This window comes from Bombilactobacillus sp. ESL1187 (genome assembly GCF_058107155.1).
Map to the genome: position 1 here is coordinate 818,314 of NZ_JBYLTZ010000001.1, position 19,707 is coordinate 838,020.

A 19,707-nucleotide genomic window follows, 5' to 3' on the forward strand; every position below is an offset into this window, starting at 1 on the left:
TTTTTTAAAACGATTACATGATTATTATAATGGTTTTATTGACGGAGACAATCACTGATTGACAAAACTACATTTTGCTTGAAGTCAGTAGTCTTGGGGTAAATTTTGAATACAACAAAAAAGCTGTTATACTAACTTTTGAAGTTATAATAACAGCTTTTACTAAGATTGATGGGTGGTCAGGGGATCGAACCCTGGACCCACGGATTAAGAGTCCGTTGCTCTGCCAGCTGAGCTAACCACCCGTAAGCACAATGAATATATTAGCATATTCTCCAGCTTTTGGCAATAAGATTTAGAGAATTTTGTCATGAATTGCTAAAATCTAGTATACTGGATACGAGAAACCAAGGAGGTATTCTACCTTATGGCTAATAAAGTTTTAATTGTTGATGATGAAAAACCAATTTCTGATATTATCAAATACAATTTAGATAAAGAAGGTTTTCAAACCGTCGTAGCTTTTGATGGTGAAGAAGCGTTAGAGCAAGTGGAGAGTGAAGCTCCGGATTTAATTATTTTAGATTTAATGTTGCCGAAAATTGATGGCTTAGAGGTGGCACGGCAAGTGCGCAAGACCAAAGATACACCAATCATTATGCTGACGGCTAAAGATTCAGAGTTAGATAAGGTTTTAGGCCTAGAGATGGGTGCCGACGATTATGTGACTAAACCTTTTTCCAATCGTGAATTAGTAGCACGGGTTAAGGCTAATTTACGGCGGCAAAAAGTTAATTTGAACAATAGTGATGAACATTCAACTGCCGAAATTGAAGTTGGTTCCTTAACAATCTTGCCAGAAGCTTATACGGTCATGAAGAATGGTCGGGAATTGGAATTAACGCATCGGGAATTTGAATTATTGTATTACTTAGCGCAGCATATTGGCCAGGTAATGACTCGGGAGAATTTGTTACAAACAGTTTGGGGCTATGATTATTTTGGTGATGTGCGCACAGTCGACGTCACAATTCGGCGTTTGCGTGAAAAAGTAGAAGATGATCCTAGTAAGCCTGAATATTTAATTACACGCCGCGGTGTTGGTTACTATTTAAAAGCGGAAACTAGTTCGAAGGATCCTAAAAAAGATTAATAGGGGCTTATGGCCGTGACAAAGCGAACAAAATTTTTTAGTTCTATGCAATTCAAAATTGCATTAGTTTTTATTTTATTGTTGTTGAGTACGATTGAAATTATCGGAGCTTATTTTGTGCATCGTTTAGAGCAGCAAAATGTAGAAACCTTTGAAACGCAGGTACAATTACCTTCATGGTTAACTACGCCTTTAGCAGTTAATTTGACAAGTAATACAGCTAAGGCTCGTAAAAATATTCGAGCAACAGTGCGGGATTTTACGAATATTCAAATTTCTGAGATGGAAGTAATTGATAGTCAAGGGCGGATTGTGGCCATTAAAGGTGACAATAATCAAGCTTCAGTAGGTAAGCGAACGGCGAATTCTCAAATTAAAGATGTGATTTATTCCGGACGAAAATTAACACAGATTTCACATAATGACCGTGATGGTAGTTATTATTTATCCATTACGCCCTTGTTAAACTCTAATGGTGATAACAATTCAACGGTCGGGGCGGTCTATGTCCGCGCTGATATGGATCCAGTTTATAAAAATATTAACCGGATTGTCTTTATCTTCTTTGTAGCGTCGTTAGTTGCCGGGATTTTAGGGGCGGTGATTTCCATCGTAGTAGCGCGTGCCATTACCCGCCCGATTGTTGAAATGCAGCGCCAAGCCTTACGGATGGCCCGCGGGGACTATTCTGGGCAGGTTCGAGTTTATAGTGAAGATGAATTAGGCCAATTAGCGATTGCGGTGAACAATTTATCGGTTAAAGTTGAAGAAGAACAGGAAAATTCCGATGCCGAGCGGCGCCGGTTGGATAGTGTTTTAACCCAGATGTCGGATGGGGTGCTAGCCACAGATCGGCACGGCAAAATTACGATTATTAATGAAACCGCTCAAGAATTTTTGAATGTGGATTCGAATTCAACGCAACCATTAGATTTAATGGAGTTATTAAATTTAGATCAACATTTAGATTTTGAAGATATTTTAGATAATCAGGAAGAACGGATTATTGAATTGCAAGCTGATGGTGATGAATTGATTTTGCAGGCTGACTTTTCTTTAATCAAACGTAATACGGGGTTTGTCACGGGGGTCGTTTGTGTCTTACATGATGTGACGGAGCAGCAAAAGATTGATCGCGATCGGCGGGAGTTTGTGTCCAATGTTTCGCACGAATTGCGCACACCGTTGACGAGTTTGCGTAGTTATGTGGAAACTTTAAATGATGGTGCGTGGCAAGATCCGCAATTAGCACCGCAATTTTTAAAAGTGACGCAACAAGAAACGGAGCGTATGATTCGCATGGTTAACTCCCTGTTGAGTCTGTCGCGCTTAGATCAAGGAACGGCTAAAATCAACGTTGAGTTAGTTAATTTTAACGAAATGTTCAATTATATTTTGGATCGGTTTGACTTGATGCTGCAAAAAGAAGCCGACCATGCGCAAGCTGAACAAAAGAATTTTGTTCCACATCGAATTAAGCGAATCTTTACAAAACGTGATTTATGGGTTGAGATTGATCCTGATAAAATGACGCAAGCCATTGATAATATTATGAATAACGCTTTGAAGTATTCACCTGACGGTGGTACGATCACTTGCCGCTTATTGGATACCAATCATAATGTGATTTTGAGTATTGCCGATCAAGGCTTGGGGATTCCGCGTAAAGATATCAAACGTATTTTTGACCGGTTTTACCGCGTTGATAAGGCACGTTCGCGCAAACAAGGTGGTACGGGTTTGGGCTTAGCCATTTCTAAAGAAGTGATTGAAGCTCAAGGTGGCCATATTTGGGTGAACAGTGCGGAAAATCGGGGTTCCACTTTTTATATTTCCTTACCATATGATCCTAGTGAAAGTGAGGGTGAGTGGGATGAAGCACCTGAATAATTTGTTGTTGCGCGTGAGTTTGGCAGTAGCAGTTTTGATTAGTTTGATTTTGTCATGGTTAATTTGGACGAATAATGCCAAGTATCAGCAGGCCTTACCGCCAAGCAGTAAACAGCAAACAATTAGTCAACGTAATGCTGGGGTCTCCAAAAAAATGAATGAGATTTTTTTACCAACCAAACTCTTACTCACAAAAAAGCACCAACAGTATGCGGCTAGCAGTAATCAAGCCAATTTGATTACGACAACGATGAATCTTTTAAAGACGGCCAAATTAGGTCATGTTAAATTGTTAAGTCAGCATGGTGCGGCTAATTATCAGCATTATTTGCAATTAAATAATACCTTGCAATTAATTTATCCAACGCAATTGAGCATTAATGCGCTGGCGGAATTGATTAATCAACGCGGTATTCAACAGCACGGTGAACAAAAAATTAATCGGATAGTAGTAACTCGACCAACGGGCAAAAAGCGAGTTCAGATTTTTTTATTAGATGATCAAAAGCAATCCGTTTATCAAGTTCAGCAACGGAAGTTACTGCCCCAGCGCTTACGAAAAATTACGCAAGATGCTAGTTTTACAGTACCAGTTACAATTAAACAAAATCGTAAATTTAAAACTGCTAATTTGGATTATCAAAAGCCGTTACGGCTGAGTAAAGTCAGTTATTTAATTGCGAGACAAACCAATAATACCTATGTGTCTAATCTGTTGAATTCGCAACAGGAATCGGATATTTCCACCCACAAGAACGGGACGATGACGACTTATCGTAGTGGCGTTAATCGCAGTTTAGTGGTGGATAATAAAACTAATTTAGTCACCTATAGTGATTATTCTAAAACCACCGTTCCCCAGACTATGGGATCTTTGTTTGATCAATCTTTTCAAATTTTAGCTAAATCTGGAAGTTCCTTGAACGGGCTATACTTCTTTTCTTATAATGATAAAAATAAGCAATTGATCTTTCGCAATTATGTGAATGGCTTTCCTATTTTTTATCCTGAAGATGTGGGCAGTGTGAATGTTAGTTACACGACTAACGCTCAGCGGTTAACTTTTTCGAAGCAATTTTTGCAAGTGCCTTTACCAACTGACCAAGCACCAGTGCAGTTGCCAGATACCAAAACCGTGATTCAAAAGTTGACCCAGGCAGCTTACAATCCGAAAAATATTCAAAAGATTTTAATTGGTTATACCTGGATGGCTGATGATCAAAACAAGCAAATCGTTAACTTAACGCCAGAATATTATGTTTTGATGAATAATCAATGGCGTTCTTTGACGAGTTGGTTGAATCATGGGAGGTAATTAATGGACTTTCGCAGAATTGAAATTATCTTTTTATGTGTCTTTATTGCATTGGATGTTTTTTTATTTACTTCATATACGCAAACGCGCAAACAAGTGGTAATCACTAATAATATTGCCCATTCCACGTTAGAAAAAGAAATGAATCAAGATAATATCACGATTAATGGTAAGTTAAGCACCAAAAATAGTGCTGGCTATTACTTGGCTAGCCAGGATGATCAACATATTTTGCATACAGGGCAAATGAAATTGCGTGGGATTACGTGGAGTTATGACGATATTAAAAAGCAATTAAATTGTTATTTGGACAATCCGCTAACGTTAACGACCCAAAATGCCGTGACTAAATTGAACAATTTTGTTGCGAAGTCCCAAAATGTTACTCATGGCCGCGAATATCAATATGCGAAGCATTTATCGACGGCTAATACGATCGTTTTTGTTCAAAAGGTGAAATTAGGTCAAGTGTACGAACCTACAGGCCGCATTAATTTTAAAATTGTGAATCATCGTTTAGTCAGTTATGAGCAAACTTATGTGAATGCGATGAATGTTTTGCATGAAAAACAAAGCACAATTAGTGAGCAACGCGCGGTTTATAATTTGTATACTAATAACGAAATCCCGAGTAATTCGCAGGTGAAATGGGCGGACTTGGCCTATGCTAAATTATTAAAAGTTAAAAATAGTACGATTTATATTCCCGTTTGGTACGTTGCTTTTGTGCCGAAAGGTGAGCATACACCACAAATTCGCCGAGTTAATGCCTTTAGTGGCGCAATTTTAAAAAAGAATACTACACAAGGAGTGAAAGTTAGTGACTACAGCAATGCAAGTTAGTGTTTTAGCTAGTAGTAGTCAGGGCAATTGTTTATATATTAAAACTCCCAAGCAACACGTCTTAGTTGATGCGGGGCTCTCGGGCAAGAAAATTAAGGCTTTACTAGCAAGTATTGGTGAAGATATTAACCAGATTGATTCTTTATTTGTCACGCATGAACATAGTGATCATATTCAAGGCGTGGGTGTCTTGGCGCGGCGGTACGGTTTAGATGTGTATGCAAACCAAAAGACTTGGCAAAAAATGAGTGCTAAAATAGGACCCATACCGCAACCACAGCAACATATCTTTGCGGCAAACAGTGTACTCAGCTTAGGTGATTTAGACGTCGAAAGTTTTAGCGTGTCTCACGATGCAGTAGATCCGCAATTTTATAATTTTCATTACCAAGATCATAGCTTTGTTGATTTAACCGATACAGGTTATGTGTCAGATCGGGTTAAATATGTGATTCAAAATGCGGATGGTTTTTTAATGGAATGTAATCATGATTTAGAAATGTTACGACAAGGGCAATATCCCTGGCCTTTGAAGCAACGAATTATCAGTGACGAAGGACATTTGTCTAATCGTGATGGCGCCGAAGTTTTGTTAGATGTGCTTGGGAATCGCACGAAGCAAGTCTTTTTAGGTCATTTAAGTCCGCATAATAATTTACCGACTTTGGCTCATCAAACAGTCAGTCAAATTTTAATGCAACATGATTATGGCGTGGATCATGACTTTTGGTTGCATGATACTTTCCCCCAACAAGCCACGAAGTTAACGGTAATTTGAAAGAATATTCATGATTTTTTAACATCTATTGTTTACAATAAGAACAAGACTAAAGGTAAAGTCGAAGCATGATAGATTGAGAGATTTAATTTTTGCAGCGTGGGATAACTTATTCTTGTAGTTCAGTACAGTAGGAAATTAGGTATCTCAACAAAAATTGCAAACAAATGTAAGGGGGAAACGTAACTTGAAAAATAATTCGCAATTAGGATTATTAAAAGTCGCAATTGTGGCCTTGGTTTCGGCTTTTATCGGTGTGGGACTGGGCTTTTATGGTTTTAGTCATTGGGGTAATTCTGCCAATAATGCTAATCAAAGTGTGATTACAGGCTCCGGTAAAGCAGGCACCACGAAGGTCAGCAATGTGACTGTGAAGTCGAATAACCAAATGACCAATGCTTTTAAAAAGGTCAAAGGTTCGGTCGTTTCAGTGATTAATTATCAACGTGAAGAGCAAAATGATGATAATTCACTGGGAGCTTTATTTGGCAGTCTATATGGTGATGATGGTTCCAATGCCCAAGGTAATACTGATTCCAATAATAAAAGTAAATTACAAGAATCTAGTGAAGGTTCGGGTGTGATTTATGCTAAACAAAATGGTAAAGCTTATGTAGTAACTAATAATCATGTGGTTTCAGGTTCACAAAAGTTGGAAGTTATTTTGAGTGATGGTAGCAAGATTACGGCCAAGAAAGTCGGAACGGATTCGATTACTGACTTAGCAGTGCTCTCGGTTAGTTCTGATAAAATTAAAGGCACCGCTACTTTTGGCAATTCAGATGCTGTCACACCGGGTGAATCGGTCATTGCCATTGGTTCACCCTTAGGCAGTAAATATGCTACTTCAGTTACCGAAGGGATTATTTCTGCTAAAAATCGGACCATTGATACAACGGATGAAAAAACGGGTCAAAAGACGGGCCAAGCCACCGTTTTACAAACAGATACGGCTATTAATCCTGGAAATTCTGGTGGTCCCTTGGTTAATGCCGCGGGGCAAGTCATTGGGATTAATTCAATGAAATTGGCCTCTAGTACAGACGGTACCTCTGTGGAGGGAATGGGCTTTGCCATTCCTAGTAATGAAGTTGTCAAAATCATTAATCAGTTAGTGCAAAATGGTAAGATTCAACGGCCGGCTTTAGGCATTAAAGTAGCCGACTTGGATCAAGTGCCGAGTCAGCAACAACGTTCCATCTTAAAATTACCCGACAATGTTAACTCAGGCGTTTTAGTTTACTCAGTGTCCAACGATTCGGTTGCTAAGATGGCTGGTTTAAAGAAGTATGATGTGATTGTTGCTTTAAATGGTAAGAAAATTAATAATATTGCTGATTTGCACACGCAACTTTATAACCATTCCGTTGGGGATACGGTTAAATTGCAATTCTATCGTGATGGCAAAGAACAGAGTGTTGATATGAAATTAACGAAAGCCGATTAAAACGAGCGCTTTAGCAAAATATCGGTAAAATAAATATGAACTGGGACTAGACAAACTTTAGTTCCAGTTTTTTTGCAAATTAAGCAATAAAAATTTGGCCGATTAGACAAGTAAGAGCTATTAGGAAAACTTATCCACAAGGAAGTGGATAAGTTTGTTTATAACTGGTAAGATTGGAAGCAGTTATGCAGAAAAGTTATCAACAGAATTGTGCAAATCTTGTTGATAAGTGGATAAATATCCAAATTGGTCTAGCAAAAGCTATTTATAGTGGATTTTGTTTGAGAGAGAAATTTGTGGAAAAGAGAAGAGCATGAAAGTTAAAATTATTGGTGTAGGCAAAATTAAGAAGAAATTTTTTGTACAAGGAATTGATGAATATGCACATCGGCTGCAAAGTTTTTGTGACTTGCAGATTGTCGAAGTGAATGATGAAAAGGCTCCTGAAAATTTAAGTGCGGCGCAAATGCAGCAAGTTAAGGATTTAGAGGGGCAACGGATTTTAGCTAAAATCAAACCCGATGAGTACGTCTTTGCGCTAGCTATTAAAGGAAGAGAATTATCTTCGCCAGAATTAGCCGCTCAGATTGATGAGTTAGTAACTTATGGTCATAGTAAGTTAACTTTCGTGATTGGTGGATCGCTAGGTTTAAGTCCGGCAGTCTTACGACGGGCCCAATTGCAATTGTCGTTTGGCAAATTTACGATGCCCCATCAGTTAATGCGCTTAGTCTTAACAGAACAAATTTATCGTGCATTTATGATTAATGCGGGTAATCCGTACCATAAATAAGGAACAAACGACTAGTTTAGAGGAGAATTGTAATATTTAATTGAGAAAATTGGCTGAAGTTTCCGTGGGGAAATTCTCAATCAGCACGTGCTAAAAATAAAATAGCTCAAACTAAAGTCGAATAAAGCCTAATGACAATACTGATTGGCGCCGATTGTTTTTTTAAAAGTCTTTCATTTCACATATAAGCTTAATCTAAAAAATTAATTAGATTCTATGTAACACGTTTGTAATATAGCTCGAAATTTATTATTAGTTTGAAACACTTTCGTAATATTTCTTTGTTAGTATATCTCTTGTTGAACGGCACAGCCCGTTTGGTAAATTTATTTTCGTTTTTTTATTTTAAAGGAGAGTATATATTCTATGAAATTTAGACAAGTAGCCGTTGCCACAGTTTTAAGTATTGTCTCATTCTTCGGTGCTTCACAGGTTGCTAAAGCAGACAGCATTTATACAGTTAAACCAGGTGATACTTTATCCGGTATTTCCTTACAGCTTCGTAATGATCTTAGTTTAATTAATCAAGTTGCTGCTGATAACAATATTCAAGATGTTAATATGATTTATGTGGGTCAAAAGTTAGTCATCAAAGACGACGGTCAAGTAGCTCAAGCTACTGATAGCCAAGTTCAAAATACCCCAGCTGTTGATTCAGTCCAACAAGCTGTTAATAATAATGCAGCTAGTTACCAACAACCAGCAGTTCAAGCAACAACCCAGACAAGCCAATCTACAAATGCCGCTACTGGTAATTATGATAGTGCTCGTGAATGGATTGCTGGTCGTGAATCTGGTGGTTCTTATACTGCCCAAAACGGTCGTTACTATGGTAAGTATCAATTAGATTCTTCCTATTTAAATGGTGACTATTCACCAGCTAACCAAGAACGGGTTGCCAATAACTACGTAACTTCACGTTACGGTTCATGGGCTGGTGCACAACAATTTTGGATGAGCCACGGCTGGTACTAAACTAAAATTTTAATCAAACAAATAATTTATCCTCGATATTCACGTGTTGAAAAAGGCGGCCAGTTTTGGTCGCCTTTTTTTATGCTGATTGATATTAGAAAAATGATGATTACGCTGATAAGCAATGCTAGTATGATTAAGGGGAGGTCATGATATGAAAAAATTTTACGGTTATAAAAAGTGTTCCACTTCGCGTAAAGCACAAAAATATTTGGATGAACATCATGTCCAATACAAATTTCAAGATTTAGTGGCCCAACCCCCAACGAAAATAGAGTTGGTTCAGTGGTTGAGCGCGCATCAAGATCGTGGGCTGAAATATTTTTTTAATACGCATGGTGTTGATTATCGACAACAAAATTTGAAAGAACAGCTCCCCACAATGTCGATTGATAGAGCAGCCGAATTAATGTCTCACAATGGTAAGTTAATTAAACGTCCCTTAGTAGTCGAAGGTGATCATTTGACTTGTGGTTTTGATGAGGCAACTTATGATGAAACTTGGCTATAAGTTACTTTGGGTGTGGACTTGGATTGTAAGAATGTTAGACTATAATAGTTCGTTATGGAAGATGAAAAGTTGCGAGAGCTTAATTAATCGAAGAAAAGAGTATGTTATTTGAAACAAAAGATTCGTCCTAATAAATGGTGGCTATTAATCATTCTGATCGTGGGATTGTTAGGTATCGTTAATTGGCAGAGCTTTAGCCACCAAACGGTGGCGCAAGTTCAGTCAGTGCAAGTGATCAAGCGTCATAATCAAGAAGATTCTTATCAAAATCATGATCAACGTATTACCCAAAAACTGCGTGTCAAAATTTTAAATGGTCCCAAACGGGGGCAAAAGCGGACTTTATTGAACACTTATCTCCAGTCACAGGCCAATACGAATCGCTATTTTGTGCATACGCAGTTATTTATTGGTCAAGATCAAAAAAATCAACATTTTAATATTGTCGGTCCCAAACGAGATGGGGTTTTGTGGTGCATGTTACTCATCGTGAGTGTTTTATTAATCGGTTTGCTCAACAAAGCCGGCTGGCAAGCCTTGAGTAGCGCACTAATCAATGTCTTATTCTTTGTGGGAGCTCTGGTTTTAACGACAAAATGGCAGAATCAGCATATCTTAGCCATTAGTTTAGGTTTGACCTTGTTAGTAACTTTAAGCACGTTATGGATTATCTTTGGCTATTCGCGACAAACTTTGATTGCTGTCGTCGCGACTTTAAGTAGTACGCTACTAGCTTTGGGTGTGAGTGCTTTGATCCTACAGTTAAGTCATAACGAAGGCATCCATTTTGAAACATTGAATTATGGAATTCAACCGTTTGAATTAGTCTTTTTTGCAGAAACTTTGTTAGGGGTTTTGGGAGCAGTGATGGATGAAACGACTGATATTACGGCCTCTTTGCATCAGTTACTGCAAGAACAGCCGCAAATTAGTGCGAAAGAAATTTTTCAATCGGGCTTAGTCATTGGTCGTGAAATTATCGGACCGCTAGTGAATATTTTATTTTTTATCTTTATTGCAGAGTTAATTCCAATTGTGGTTTTATATTTGCGTAATGGTAATACACTAGGTTTTGCACTTTCTAGAACAATGACTCTAGGCTACACGCAAACGGTTATTAGTGCGATTGGCATTGTTTTAGCTGTGCCGATTACCACTGTGTTAGCCGGTAAATGGTTACGAGGATATCAAGCATGATTTATTTAACACTCTTTTTATTAGTTCTTTTATTATTAATTTGCGGCTATCAAGGCTGGAAAATATTTTTAAGTTTAGCCAGTAGTTTTATTGTTTTATTGGCGTTAATTATGTTGATTGCCGATGAATTTCCACCAGTCTTAGTGGGGGTGCTCTTAACGATTGGCTTAACTTGTTTGGCGATTTATCCGAATACGAAAAATCCCCAAGTACAAAAAACGGCATTAGTCACCACCTTAATTATGTTAGCAGTGGTCTTGTTAGTGACCCTAGTGGTGGTACGACTGTCATTTAGTCACGGTTTTTCGGTTGAGGATACTGAAGAAATTGAGCAATTTGTTTTAGGGGTCGGCGTTTCTTTTCCGCAAATTCAAGTGGTCGTGGTCTTAATCAGCGCCTTGGGTGCCATTGCTGAAGCTAGTATTGCTGTGAGTTCCGGCGTCTGGGAAATTGTGCGTTATCAACCGAACATTGAGGAACACCAGCTGTTAAAGGCGGGGTTAGCGATTGGCCAAAAGAATATTGCCACTGCCTTAAATACATTGCTATTTAGTTTTTTTGGGAGTTATTTGACCTTATGGTTATGGTTCGTCCAGCTCAATTATTCTTGGCAAAAAATTGTTAATAATGCTATTTTTATTGCCGCCGTTTTGGAATTATTAATCTCTTTTTTAGGAGTTATTGGCGCAGTTTACTTAACGAATTATTATATTTTATGGCAAAGACGTCACCATAAAGGGTCAACTAATTAATTTATCGATCACAAAAAAAGCCAACCAAAGCAGGCGAGGGTACTAATAACTGTTTATAGTACCTTAAAAATCAGAAGTTTGGGTCTAATTTGTAGTTAGGCTTTAACTTCTGATTTTTGTCTCACACGTTTTTTAGTTGGCTTTTTTGATATTAATTGTTAAATTCAAAGACTAATTGCTCTGAATCTTTTAATTTATTAGTCCAGCGTTCCATCTGGTAATGCTCTAAGGTGGCAATCGCAGAGTCCATTTGCGGTTGACCGTCTGTAGGATGACCATGAATATAACTAACGGCACCATTAATATATTGGCGCAACAAGCGTTCCAATAATTGATTAGGTGATAACTTAATTTGATTTAAAGAACCTGTTAGTAATTCTAGTTTTTCAATTTGCTTTTTTTCAATTGCCAAAAAAGCTAAGATCACATGAATCTGCACGACCAAACTCATTTCACTCGGGTAATACATATACTTATTGATGTCTTTCATTAAAACTTGCAAAAACTGATCAATGGCCTTATTACTGAAAGCAAAAATACAGTTTAAAAATAAAGTAATGTCGTACTGTGACCAATACTCTAAGTGGCTAAAATATTTAACTAACGGATCGGCTTTTTCCGAATGAAATTGGTGCAATAAGTAATCAGATGATAGCTCTGCTTGGATGGCTAAATGTTGATACTTGGAGTTTGGATCGGAGCCATGGCGTTGTTTAATTTCTTCGGATAATTGGTGTAATTCGGTGGCTTGATGATTGCTTAATAAATCGGCAATTTTATCTTGATAAAGAAAAAAATCGGAACGTTGAAAATCGTTGTTAATATATTGAAATTCTTCGAGTGTAATGTGTAACCGATCTAAAAGTTGAAAAAAAACATCAACTGCTAGTTGAGTTTGTCCGTTAATAAACCGATAATATTCAGACCGTGAGACAATATTATCGATTAATTCAGTAACTTTAATACCTTTCATTTTTTGGATTTTAGCAATAGTTTGACCAATATGCTGCATTTACAACTTCCCTACCTATCACTTCTAAATTCAATGATTTATGAAAAAAATAATTTGCTGAAATCAGAAACAGTAAAAAAATAATTGAGTGACTGATGATCTACAAAAAGTATCTACTACTAACTAGTATACCGCTAAATCACACCAATTATTAATTTTTGACTGCAATTTATCTTTTAATTATAAACTATCTTATCAGGGTAAAGAAAAAGTTACCACTCATTTTTGCATAAATGGTAACTTTTAAGTAATAATAAAGTTGGCTGTTAGTTAAAATTAGTTTTACCATGCCGCGCTTTTAAGGCCCATAAAATAGAAACTGTATCAATTACTTCTTGCAGTAGTGCGCCAATAATTGTTGGAATAATTCCGACTGCCGCGATTAACATCAGGCCAATACAAATGAAGATTCCAATTAAAACAGATTGCTTAGCAATGGTCATCGTTTCGCGCGAAATAATCAGTGCTCGAGTTAAGCGGCTTAAGTCGTCTTTGACAATTACGACATCAGCGGCTTCACTAGCAGCAGTTGAACCTTTGGCGCCCATTGCAATTCCCACATCAGCAACGGCTAAAGAAGGAGCGTCATTCACGCCATCGCCGACCATCGCTAAAGGCCGTTGGGTTGAGGGCGTTTGTTTTAAGGCGTTAATTTTATCTTCGGGTAAGAGATTGGCTTTAACGGTAGGGACACCAACTTCATGAGCAACTGTCTCAGCAGTAGTTTGATTGTCGCCGGTTAACATTTGTAAATTGGTTAAGCCTAATCGTTTGAGTTGGGTCATGGTCGTTGCAGCTTCGGGACGAACTTGATCTAAAAAGGTAATTTTACCAGCGTACTGGTCGGCAACACTGACGTAAATTGTCGGTTGGTCGTTATGATCTGCTGGTAAATTAGGGGCCACAAAGTCGAGTTTGCCAGCTTTAATTAATTGCTGCTGAATCTGACCTTGCACCCCTTGAGCAGTGACTTCACTTAATTGGTCAACTTCCAGTAATTGATCATGATAAGAGTTCAGTAAAGAAGTAGCTAAAATATGATTCGATTGTTGTTCGACACTTGCGGCAAACTGGAGTACTTGTTCTTTGGTAAAACCATTCTGAGGTTGTACTTGGTCTAAAGCTAATTGGCCTTGAGTGATGGTTCCGGTTTTATCAAAAGCAATGGTTTTTAAGAGCGCCATTTTTTCAATGGAAGTTCCACTTTTAACAATAATTCCGTTGCGACTAGTGCGACTCATTCCTGAAACTAATGCAATGGGCGCTGCTAAAATTAACGGACATGGCGAAGCAACTACTAAAACCTGGGCAAAACGGTTCGGATCTTTGGTAATAATCCAAGCAATGCCCGAAATAATTAAGGCAATAATTGTAAAAGGTACCGCGTAGCGATCAGCTAAACGAACGAAATGCGCTGGTTGGTCTTGAGATTCTTTAACCAAGCGAATAATTTTTTGATACTGTGAATCGGCAGCTAACTTAGTAGCGCGAAATTCAATCGCCGAAGAACCATTGATAGAACCGGACATGAGTTCACTACCAACACTTTTTTCAACAGGTTTGGATTCCCCAGTTAAAGAAGCTTCATCAAAATTGCCGGTGCCCTTAGTGACGATTCCGTCAACAGGAACTTGTTCGCCAGGCTTGACCAATAGCAGATCATTAATTTGAACTTCCTCTAAAGAAATATCATCAATGTCATCCGACTGCTTGATCCGGTGTGCTTGTTCCGGAGCATGATCTAATAACGCCTTGAGTTCACTACCTGCTCGGTTGGCTGCATAATCTTCCAAAGTATCGCCACCGACTAACATTAATAAAATGATCAAACTAGCCCAATACTGGCCCACCGCTAACGTGGAGATAATGGCCAAAATAGCTAATAAATCAACGCCATACTTGCCAGATCTTAACGTTTTAATCATTTCAACAGTCATGGAAAGAGCTAGGAACAAGCCGACTACAGTAATTAAAATTTGCGCCCATAGATTGAGGTGCAATCCAAATTGTAAAACTAAAGCAACTAATGCAATCAAAAAAATAACCAATAATTTCTTGTAGTGCATAATAGACCTTCCTAACTTTCTAGTTTAGAATCATTATAATCTAAAACCAAAAATAGTCAAACTCAAACGAGTTTGACTATTCTTTAGTTTGTTGAGCGACCGGCTTGGTGGCGCAGCGTTTTAATTAGCGCTCCCAGTAGCAGAAGTCGGCGTCTAGCTACGCCAAAGTCCTCAAGTTTAAAGACCAAAACTTAAGTCCTTTATCTAGCTATACTCAACTTCTGAGCGCTACTGGTCGCAGTATTATGATAATCTTTGATCTAAAATACTCAAGGAATCATTTAAAAGTTGGATCACACGGGGTCTGTCAACTTGTTGTAAGACTAAGACGTTAGCCGAAGCTTCTTGGTCGGGGTTGACTTGGACTTTGCCACGTAAGTCGCCCCAAGTAGTGTTAACTTTTAAAGCTAATTTTTGACCTTGGAAAATATCAGGTTGTAATAAATAAGAAGCAGTTGATAAATCATGGATCGGAGCCAGATCAAAGCCGTGACTTTTTTGTTCAGCGCGGGAATATGGTACTAAAATTTCATAAGCTAATTGACTAGCTGGACCGCGCCCTTTTAAAGCTTGGATTTCCGTGCTGCTTATTGCTGTGTGATTGGTCACGTCTAGGCCACATAAAACAATATCCAACCCTGAAGTCAAGACGATATTCGCTGCATCGGGATCAACGTAAAAGTTAAATTCAGCATCCTTGGTGACATTACCCCCACTTAAAGCGCCACCCATAATGATGATTTGTTTAATCTTTGCTTGATCTTCAGGAAAAACTTTTAGCAATAAAGCAATATTAGTTAACGGTGCAGTGGCCACAATGGTCATGGGTGTACTACTGTGAGAAATCATTTCGTGCAGTAAAGTCACACCGTTCTGGCTGGCCAATGGGTATTCATCCGCTTCAGGGGGAAAAGTTGGTCCCGCTAGACCATTTTTACCATGGAATTCAGAAGCGTTTTGTAAATTTTTGATAATCGGTTGCGCTTGTCCCGGCGCCATCGGGGTTGTTTGTTTTAAAAACCATAGAATGTGTTGTAAATTGCGAGTGACGTTACTGAGTACTTGATTGCCTCCAACCGTTGTCATCGCTGTCACGTGTAACTTTTCAGGATGTGCAAAAACTTCAAGAATAGCAATGGAATCATCGCTACCTGGATCACAATCAAAAACAATATTTTCAATCATTTTTCTTTTCCTCCTGGTGGTTAAGCTTGGATAATTCTGCCGGCAATTTTTCTAAAGCTTTGATGAAACTATGGCGCTGAAAAGTACTCAAACTACTGAGTAATTGCTCGTTACTTTCTTCTAAAAAGTGACTGATTTGGGGCTGTAAAGCCTCAGCTTTTGGTAAAACGGAAACAATTTTTAAGCGTGAATCAGACGGTGAAATATTGCGAACAATTAATTCATTTTCTTCCATTTTTTGTAAAACACTAGTTGCAGTGGAACGACGAATATTAAATTCTCGTTCAATATCTTTTTGATAAACGTATTGATTTTGTGGTAAATGATTTAAATAGTCAATAATTTGAATTTGTACACCAGTTAAACCAAATTGTTTAGCAAAATGATTAATTTGTCGTGATAATTGATTAGAAACAATTTTGATCAAGTGCATAACGTTTTCGGTCACTAACGAACCACCCCCATATACCATAATGTTAGCATACTGCCTAAGGAAATTCATTAGTTCCACGTGCAGGATTACACAGAGATTAAATTTAACTATTGGTGATTGGTTAAGTTATAATAAGAAAAAAGGCTTGCGAGGAGGGCGGCAATGAAACTCAAAAGCTATTGGCTGCCAGTGCTTATTTTCGGATGGGTATTATGGATAGCAAGTTATATGAACATGATGCCGGTTGATGCTGCTTCATTAAATTTAAGTGAGTATCACCAAGCTTTGAATCAGGAATTAAATCGGTTGCGGCAGCAAAACGATTTGCCAGTGTTACAAGTTGATTCACAGTTGGAAAGTTTTTCACAACAGCGGGCCCAGGACTTGGCGCAACAACGTAGTTTAAGTCATGATAATAACTGGGGAACCTTTCATCCCAATAGTTATACAGGTGAGAATTTAGAACGAATTATGGACACGGGTAATGTGCGGCAAAATGTCGTCAACGCGTTAGCTTTTTTTTATGATGATTACGGTAATCCGGATTTTGGGCACCGCAAGAACATGCTTAATCCGTTATACACGCAAGTAGGTGTGGGAATTGCTCAAAGTGGTGATGGGGTCTTATACTTGGTGCAAACTTTTTGGACACCAGACACCACTAATTGGTCAATAACGCAGCAACAACAAGCGCAAGCTTATTATCAATACACACAAGCTCAGGGTTTAGCTGCTGATTATCCGTCCACTTATGACCTGTCGCAAAAGGAAGATTGGTGGCAATATCCGCAAAAAAATGCCACGAGTGCCATGTTTCGCTTACAAGGTGTAGTACAAACTGTGCAAACTACGCCTGTATATAATCATCTGGGGCAAAAAATAGCTCAACGCTTTTTGCCGAGTAATTCGCAGTGGTACACGAATTGTTTTAAAATGATTGCTGGTCAGCCCTTTTACCAAGTCGCTGCTGATGAATGGTTACCTGCTCGCGCAGTTAAGTGTTTGCCGCATCAATAACGGCCAATTTAGGGTGGTTGATTGGAAAAATAATTTATCAGAATTATGACTTGAATCTTGTTGGTTTTTTACGTAAAATAAAATAGTTGAGTTAAATTAATTTTCGAACAGGGAGGAGGATTACGATGGCTAATACACATAAAGGTGTGACCGGACGTCGCCGCCCAGTTTCCAAGTTGAATTCTGCAAAGCGTCGTCAACATACAGACGAAGTACTTGCTTTTTTGCAAAACGGTTTAGATGATATGAAGAAAGATTATCATAAAGCTGATAAGTAATAATAATTAAGAAAAACTCCCGTTGGTTTTGGCTAACGGGAGTTTTTTTACTTTTTAAGTGATCAACGGCTATTTATAATAAATAAGCTTTACTTTCATAAGGTCGTAGTTGAGTTCCTAAATCATCAGGATAATTGCCAATGATTAATTGCCCAGTTTCTTGGTGATAGTCGCGCTGGAGAGTTTGGTCAGTAAAGTTATTCATGACTAGTAAAGTTTGACCTTGATAATGTCTGAGATAACTAAAGACTTGCTCATCATCAGCATCTAATAACTGATAATCACCATATTTGATTAAATCGGAATCATGCCGTAATTGAATTAATTTTTGGTAATAGTAAAATACGGAGTCTGGATCGGCTAATTCGTTCTCCACATTAATCTGCGGATAATTAGTATTTAATTGATACCAAGGTTGGGCTGTGGTGAAACCGGCATTTTTTTGTGCAGACCATTGCATGGGCGTGCGGGCGTTGTCGCGGGACTTGTAAGCCAAATAATGCAACATTGTCTGTGAGGGCACGATCTGTTCTTGATCCACTAATTGATGATAAGCATTGATTGATTCAATATCTTCATATTGAGATAATTGGGTAAAATTAGTATTTGTCATTCCCAGTTCTTCACCTTCATAAATGTAAGGCGTACCCTGCAGCAAATGTAAAGTTGTCGCTAGCATTTTGGCAGATAGCTCGCGATATGTTGGATGATCGTTGCCAAAACGGGATACCGCCCGCGGTTGGTCGTGATTGCCCCAGTATAAACTATTCCAAGCTTTGCCTGACAGTGTTTCTTCCCATTTTGAGAGAACACGCTTTAAATCTTTTAATTGCGTTGGTTGGTCGTTCCATTTGCCAAGCCGAGCATCAGGATTAGCACCTAAGTCTACATGTTCAAATTGAAAGACCATATTCAATTCGCGTCCGTCTAAATTCGTATAATTGATCACATCTTCTGGCTTAGAGTTAGGCATTTCACCGACAGTCATAATATCGTATTGTGATAACACTTCTCGGTTCATTTCTTGTAAAAATTCATTCAGTCGTGGCCCATCAGCCACGGTGGCAAAGGTATCACCATACTTAGCACCGTCTTTTTGAAGAGCATCTGGTAAGCCTTGTGGTTTCGAAATAAAGTTGATGACGTCCATTCGAAAACCATCGACACCTTTATCTAGCCAAAACTTCATAAGAGAATATACAGCTTGGCGAACTTGGGGATTTTCCCAATTTAAATCTGGTTGACCTTCAGCAAACAAGTGTAAATAATACTGTTTTCGTTCAGGTACATAAGTCCAAGCAGAACCACTAAAAGCAGAGCCCCAATTGTTTGGCTCGTGACCGTCGACAGGATCGCGCCAAATATAATAGTCAGCATAAGGATTATCTTGTGATTGTTTACTAATTTGAAACCACTGATGCTGATCCGAAGTATGGTTAACCACTAAATCCATCAAAATCTTGAGACCTTGTTGATGTGCTGCTGCCAGCAAAGAATCAAAATCAGCCATCGTCCCAAAAACCGGTTGGATTTTGCGATAATCCGAAATATCGTAACCATTATCAACATCAGGTGATTGATAAATTGGATTGAGCCATAAAACATCCACACCTAATTTTTTTAAATAAGGTAAACGCTGCTTAATACCGTTTAAATCACCAATACCATCATTATTGCTGTCTTGAAAACTGCGGGGGTAAATTTGATAAACTACTGAATCTTTAAACCAATTGGCCATGGGTGTTCTCCTCAATCTGTAAATTGACTTGCCACAAAACTGGAAAAAATTCAACACTTGCTAGCTGTGGCAAGCTGATAACACAGGTACTCTAACATATTGTACAAACGTTTACAATGAAAATTGATTAATAAAACGTTGTAGATTAGTGAGTGAAAGATTGGTAAATAAAAAGAAAATGTCCGCATTAATTATTGCGAACATTCTCTTAGCTATGGATCTGTTGAAGTTTTAGTGTGATCTGACGCTCCAAGTGCCAAAAACCTGTGTCTAACTACGAATAAACAATCAAGTTAAAAATCGTAACTTAATTGTTTATCCTAGGTTAGTCCTCGGTTTTTAACCAGCACTTGTCGCAGTGTTAGATCTAGCGCTCCAAAAGCT

18 protein-coding genes and 1 tRNA gene are annotated in these 19,707 nt (G+C 38.2%); 13 read left to right on the plus strand and 6 right to left on the minus strand.

Annotation, left to right across the window (positions count from 1 at the left end; translation table 11 throughout):
• Positions 1–172: 172 nt before the first annotated feature.
• Positions 173–245 (minus strand) — tRNA-Lys (locus tag AC3B5B_RS04005).
• Positions 246–367: 122 nt separating this feature from the next.
• Here AC3B5B_RS04005 and yycF point away from each other — a divergent pair.
• From yycF to AC3B5B_RS04060, 11 genes are all read left to right on the plus strand, one after another.
• Positions 368–1,093, plus strand: a complete 726-nt coding sequence (gene yycF / locus AC3B5B_RS04010) for a response regulator YycF (protein ID WP_489756869.1) — start codon at positions 368–370, stop codon at positions 1,091–1,093.
• 15 nt (positions 1,094–1,108) lie between these two features.
• Positions 1,109–2,983, plus strand: a complete 1,875-nt coding sequence (gene walK / locus AC3B5B_RS04015) for a cell wall metabolism sensor histidine kinase WalK (protein WP_489769369.1) — start codon at positions 1,109–1,111, stop codon at positions 2,981–2,983.
• Complete coding sequence (locus AC3B5B_RS04020) at positions 2,967–4,298, plus strand: YycH family regulatory protein (protein ID WP_489769370.1); 1,332 nt, start codon at positions 2,967–2,969, stop codon at positions 4,296–4,298. The genes walK and AC3B5B_RS04020 overlap by 17 nt, the downstream gene beginning before the upstream one ends.
• 3 nt (positions 4,299–4,301) lie before the next feature.
• Positions 4,302–5,141: a two-component system regulatory protein YycI gene (locus AC3B5B_RS04025; RefSeq protein WP_489756866.1), complete on the plus strand. Its 840-nt coding sequence runs from the start codon at positions 4,302–4,304 to the stop codon at positions 5,139–5,141.
• Positions 5,131–5,919: an MBL fold metallo-hydrolase gene (locus AC3B5B_RS04030; protein ID WP_489769847.1), complete on the plus strand. Its 789-nt coding sequence runs from the start codon at positions 5,131–5,133 to the stop codon at positions 5,917–5,919. Before AC3B5B_RS04025 ends, AC3B5B_RS04030 begins: the two co-directional genes overlap by 11 nt.
• Before the next feature lie 187 nt (positions 5,920–6,106).
• Complete coding sequence (locus AC3B5B_RS04035) at positions 6,107–7,366, plus strand: S1C family serine protease (RefSeq protein WP_489756865.1); 1,260 nt, start codon at positions 6,107–6,109, stop codon at positions 7,364–7,366.
• 313 nt (positions 7,367–7,679) lie between these two features.
• Positions 7,680–8,159: a 23S rRNA (pseudouridine(1915)-N(3))-methyltransferase RlmH gene (gene rlmH / locus AC3B5B_RS04040; protein ID WP_489756864.1), complete on the plus strand. Its 480-nt coding sequence runs from the start codon at positions 7,680–7,682 to the stop codon at positions 8,157–8,159.
• Positions 8,160–8,525: 366 nt separating this feature from the next.
• Positions 8,526–9,134 (plus strand): aggregation-promoting factor, encoded by a 609-nt coding sequence (apf, locus tag AC3B5B_RS04045; RefSeq protein WP_489756863.1) that lies wholly within the window; start codon positions 8,526–8,528, stop codon positions 9,132–9,134.
• Positions 9,135–9,288: 154 nt separating this feature from the next.
• On the plus strand, positions 9,289–9,645 hold the full coding sequence (locus AC3B5B_RS04050; protein ID WP_489769371.1) for an arsenate reductase family protein: 357 nt from the start codon (positions 9,289–9,291) through the stop codon (positions 9,643–9,645).
• A gap of 108 nt (positions 9,646–9,753) precedes the next feature.
• Positions 9,754–10,842, plus strand: coding sequence for a YibE/F family protein (locus tag AC3B5B_RS04055; RefSeq protein ID WP_489769372.1), 1,089 nt, complete (start codon positions 9,754–9,756; stop codon positions 10,840–10,842).
• Positions 10,839–11,594: a YibE/F family protein gene (locus AC3B5B_RS04060; protein ID WP_489769373.1), complete on the plus strand. Its 756-nt coding sequence runs from the start codon at positions 10,839–10,841 to the stop codon at positions 11,592–11,594. Before AC3B5B_RS04055 ends, AC3B5B_RS04060 begins: the two co-directional genes overlap by 4 nt.
• A 151-nt stretch (positions 11,595–11,745) precedes the next feature.
• Here AC3B5B_RS04060 and AC3B5B_RS04065 read toward each other — a convergent pair whose 3' ends face one another.
• The 4 genes from AC3B5B_RS04065 to AC3B5B_RS04080 all read right to left on the minus strand — a co-directional run bounded on the left by AC3B5B_RS04065 (position 11,746) and on the right by AC3B5B_RS04080 (position 16,305).
• Positions 11,746–12,606: a helix-turn-helix domain-containing protein gene (locus AC3B5B_RS04065; RefSeq protein WP_489756859.1), complete on the minus strand. Its 861-nt coding sequence runs from the start codon at positions 12,604–12,606 to the stop codon at positions 11,746–11,748.
• A gap of 266 nt (positions 12,607–12,872) precedes the next feature.
• Positions 12,873–14,672, minus strand: coding sequence for a heavy metal translocating P-type ATPase (locus AC3B5B_RS04070; protein ID WP_489769374.1), 1,800 nt, complete (start codon positions 14,670–14,672; stop codon positions 12,873–12,875).
• Between the two features lie 243 nt (positions 14,673–14,915).
• The gene (locus tag AC3B5B_RS04075) at positions 14,916–15,857 is read right to left on the minus strand and encodes a nucleoside hydrolase (RefSeq protein WP_489769375.1); all 942 of its coding nucleotides are present in this window, start codon (positions 15,855–15,857) and stop codon (positions 14,916–14,918) included.
• Entirely contained in the window at positions 15,850–16,305 is a 456-nt protein-coding gene (locus tag AC3B5B_RS04080) for a MarR family winged helix-turn-helix transcriptional regulator (RefSeq protein ID WP_489756856.1), read from the minus strand. The genes AC3B5B_RS04075 and AC3B5B_RS04080 overlap by 8 nt, the downstream gene beginning before the upstream one ends.
• A gap of 147 nt (positions 16,306–16,452) precedes the next feature.
• Between AC3B5B_RS04080 and AC3B5B_RS04085 the strand changes: the two genes are divergently transcribed.
• Positions 16,453–17,307: a CAP domain-containing protein gene (locus AC3B5B_RS04085; protein WP_489769376.1), complete on the plus strand. Its 855-nt coding sequence runs from the start codon at positions 16,453–16,455 to the stop codon at positions 17,305–17,307.
• A 125-nt stretch (positions 17,308–17,432) separates the two neighbouring features.
• Positions 17,433–17,585 (plus strand): hypothetical protein, encoded by a 153-nt coding sequence (locus AC3B5B_RS04090; RefSeq protein WP_489756854.1) that lies wholly within the window; start codon positions 17,433–17,435, stop codon positions 17,583–17,585.
• Positions 17,586–17,658: 73 nt separating this feature from the next.
• Here the strand turns inward: AC3B5B_RS04090 and AC3B5B_RS04095 are convergent, their stop codons facing one another.
• On the minus strand, positions 17,659–19,323 hold the full coding sequence (locus AC3B5B_RS04095; protein ID WP_489769377.1) for a glycoside hydrolase family 13 protein: 1,665 nt from the start codon (positions 19,321–19,323) through the stop codon (positions 17,659–17,661).
• Positions 19,324–19,707 lie beyond the last annotated feature (384 nt).

What these genes read in the sequence shown, in the direction of transcription:
- yycF (WP_489756869.1), top strand. Translation starts at nt 368, where the DNA reads ATGGCTAATAAAGTTTTAATTGTTGATGATGAAAAACCAATTTCTGAT.
- AC3B5B_RS04020 (WP_489769370.1), top strand. Translation starts at nt 2,967, where the DNA reads ATGAAGCACCTGAATAATTTGTTGTTGCGCGTGAGTTTGGCAGTAGCA.
- AC3B5B_RS04025 (WP_489756866.1), top strand. Translation starts at nt 4,302, where the DNA reads ATGGACTTTCGCAGAATTGAAATTATCTTTTTATGTGTCTTTATTGCA.
- AC3B5B_RS04030 (WP_489769847.1), top strand. Translation starts at nt 5,131, where the DNA reads ATGCAAGTTAGTGTTTTAGCTAGTAGTAGTCAGGGCAATTGTTTATAT.
- rlmH (WP_489756864.1), top strand. Translation starts at nt 7,680, where the DNA reads ATGAAAGTTAAAATTATTGGTGTAGGCAAAATTAAGAAGAAATTTTTT.
- apf (WP_489756863.1), top strand. Translation starts at nt 8,526, where the DNA reads ATGAAATTTAGACAAGTAGCCGTTGCCACAGTTTTAAGTATTGTCTCA.
- AC3B5B_RS04050 (WP_489769371.1), top strand. Translation starts at nt 9,289, where the DNA reads ATGAAAAAATTTTACGGTTATAAAAAGTGTTCCACTTCGCGTAAAGCA.
- AC3B5B_RS04060 (WP_489769373.1), top strand. Translation starts at nt 10,839, where the DNA reads ATGATTTATTTAACACTCTTTTTATTAGTTCTTTTATTATTAATTTGC.
- AC3B5B_RS04065 (WP_489756859.1), bottom strand. Translation starts at nt 12,606, where the DNA reads ATGCAGCATATTGGTCAAACTATTGCTAAAATCCAAAAAATGAAAGGT.
- AC3B5B_RS04070 (WP_489769374.1), bottom strand. Translation starts at nt 14,672, where the DNA reads ATGCACTACAAGAAATTATTGGTTATTTTTTTGATTGCATTAGTTGCT.
- AC3B5B_RS04075 (WP_489769375.1), bottom strand. Translation starts at nt 15,857, where the DNA reads ATGATTGAAAATATTGTTTTTGATTGTGATCCAGGTAGCGATGATTCC.
- AC3B5B_RS04085 (WP_489769376.1), top strand. Translation starts at nt 16,453, where the DNA reads ATGAAACTCAAAAGCTATTGGCTGCCAGTGCTTATTTTCGGATGGGTA.
- AC3B5B_RS04090 (WP_489756854.1), top strand. Translation starts at nt 17,433, where the DNA reads ATGGCTAATACACATAAAGGTGTGACCGGACGTCGCCGCCCAGTTTCC.
- AC3B5B_RS04095 (WP_489769377.1), bottom strand. Translation starts at nt 19,323, where the DNA reads ATGGCCAATTGGTTTAAAGATTCAGTAGTTTATCAAATTTACCCCCGC.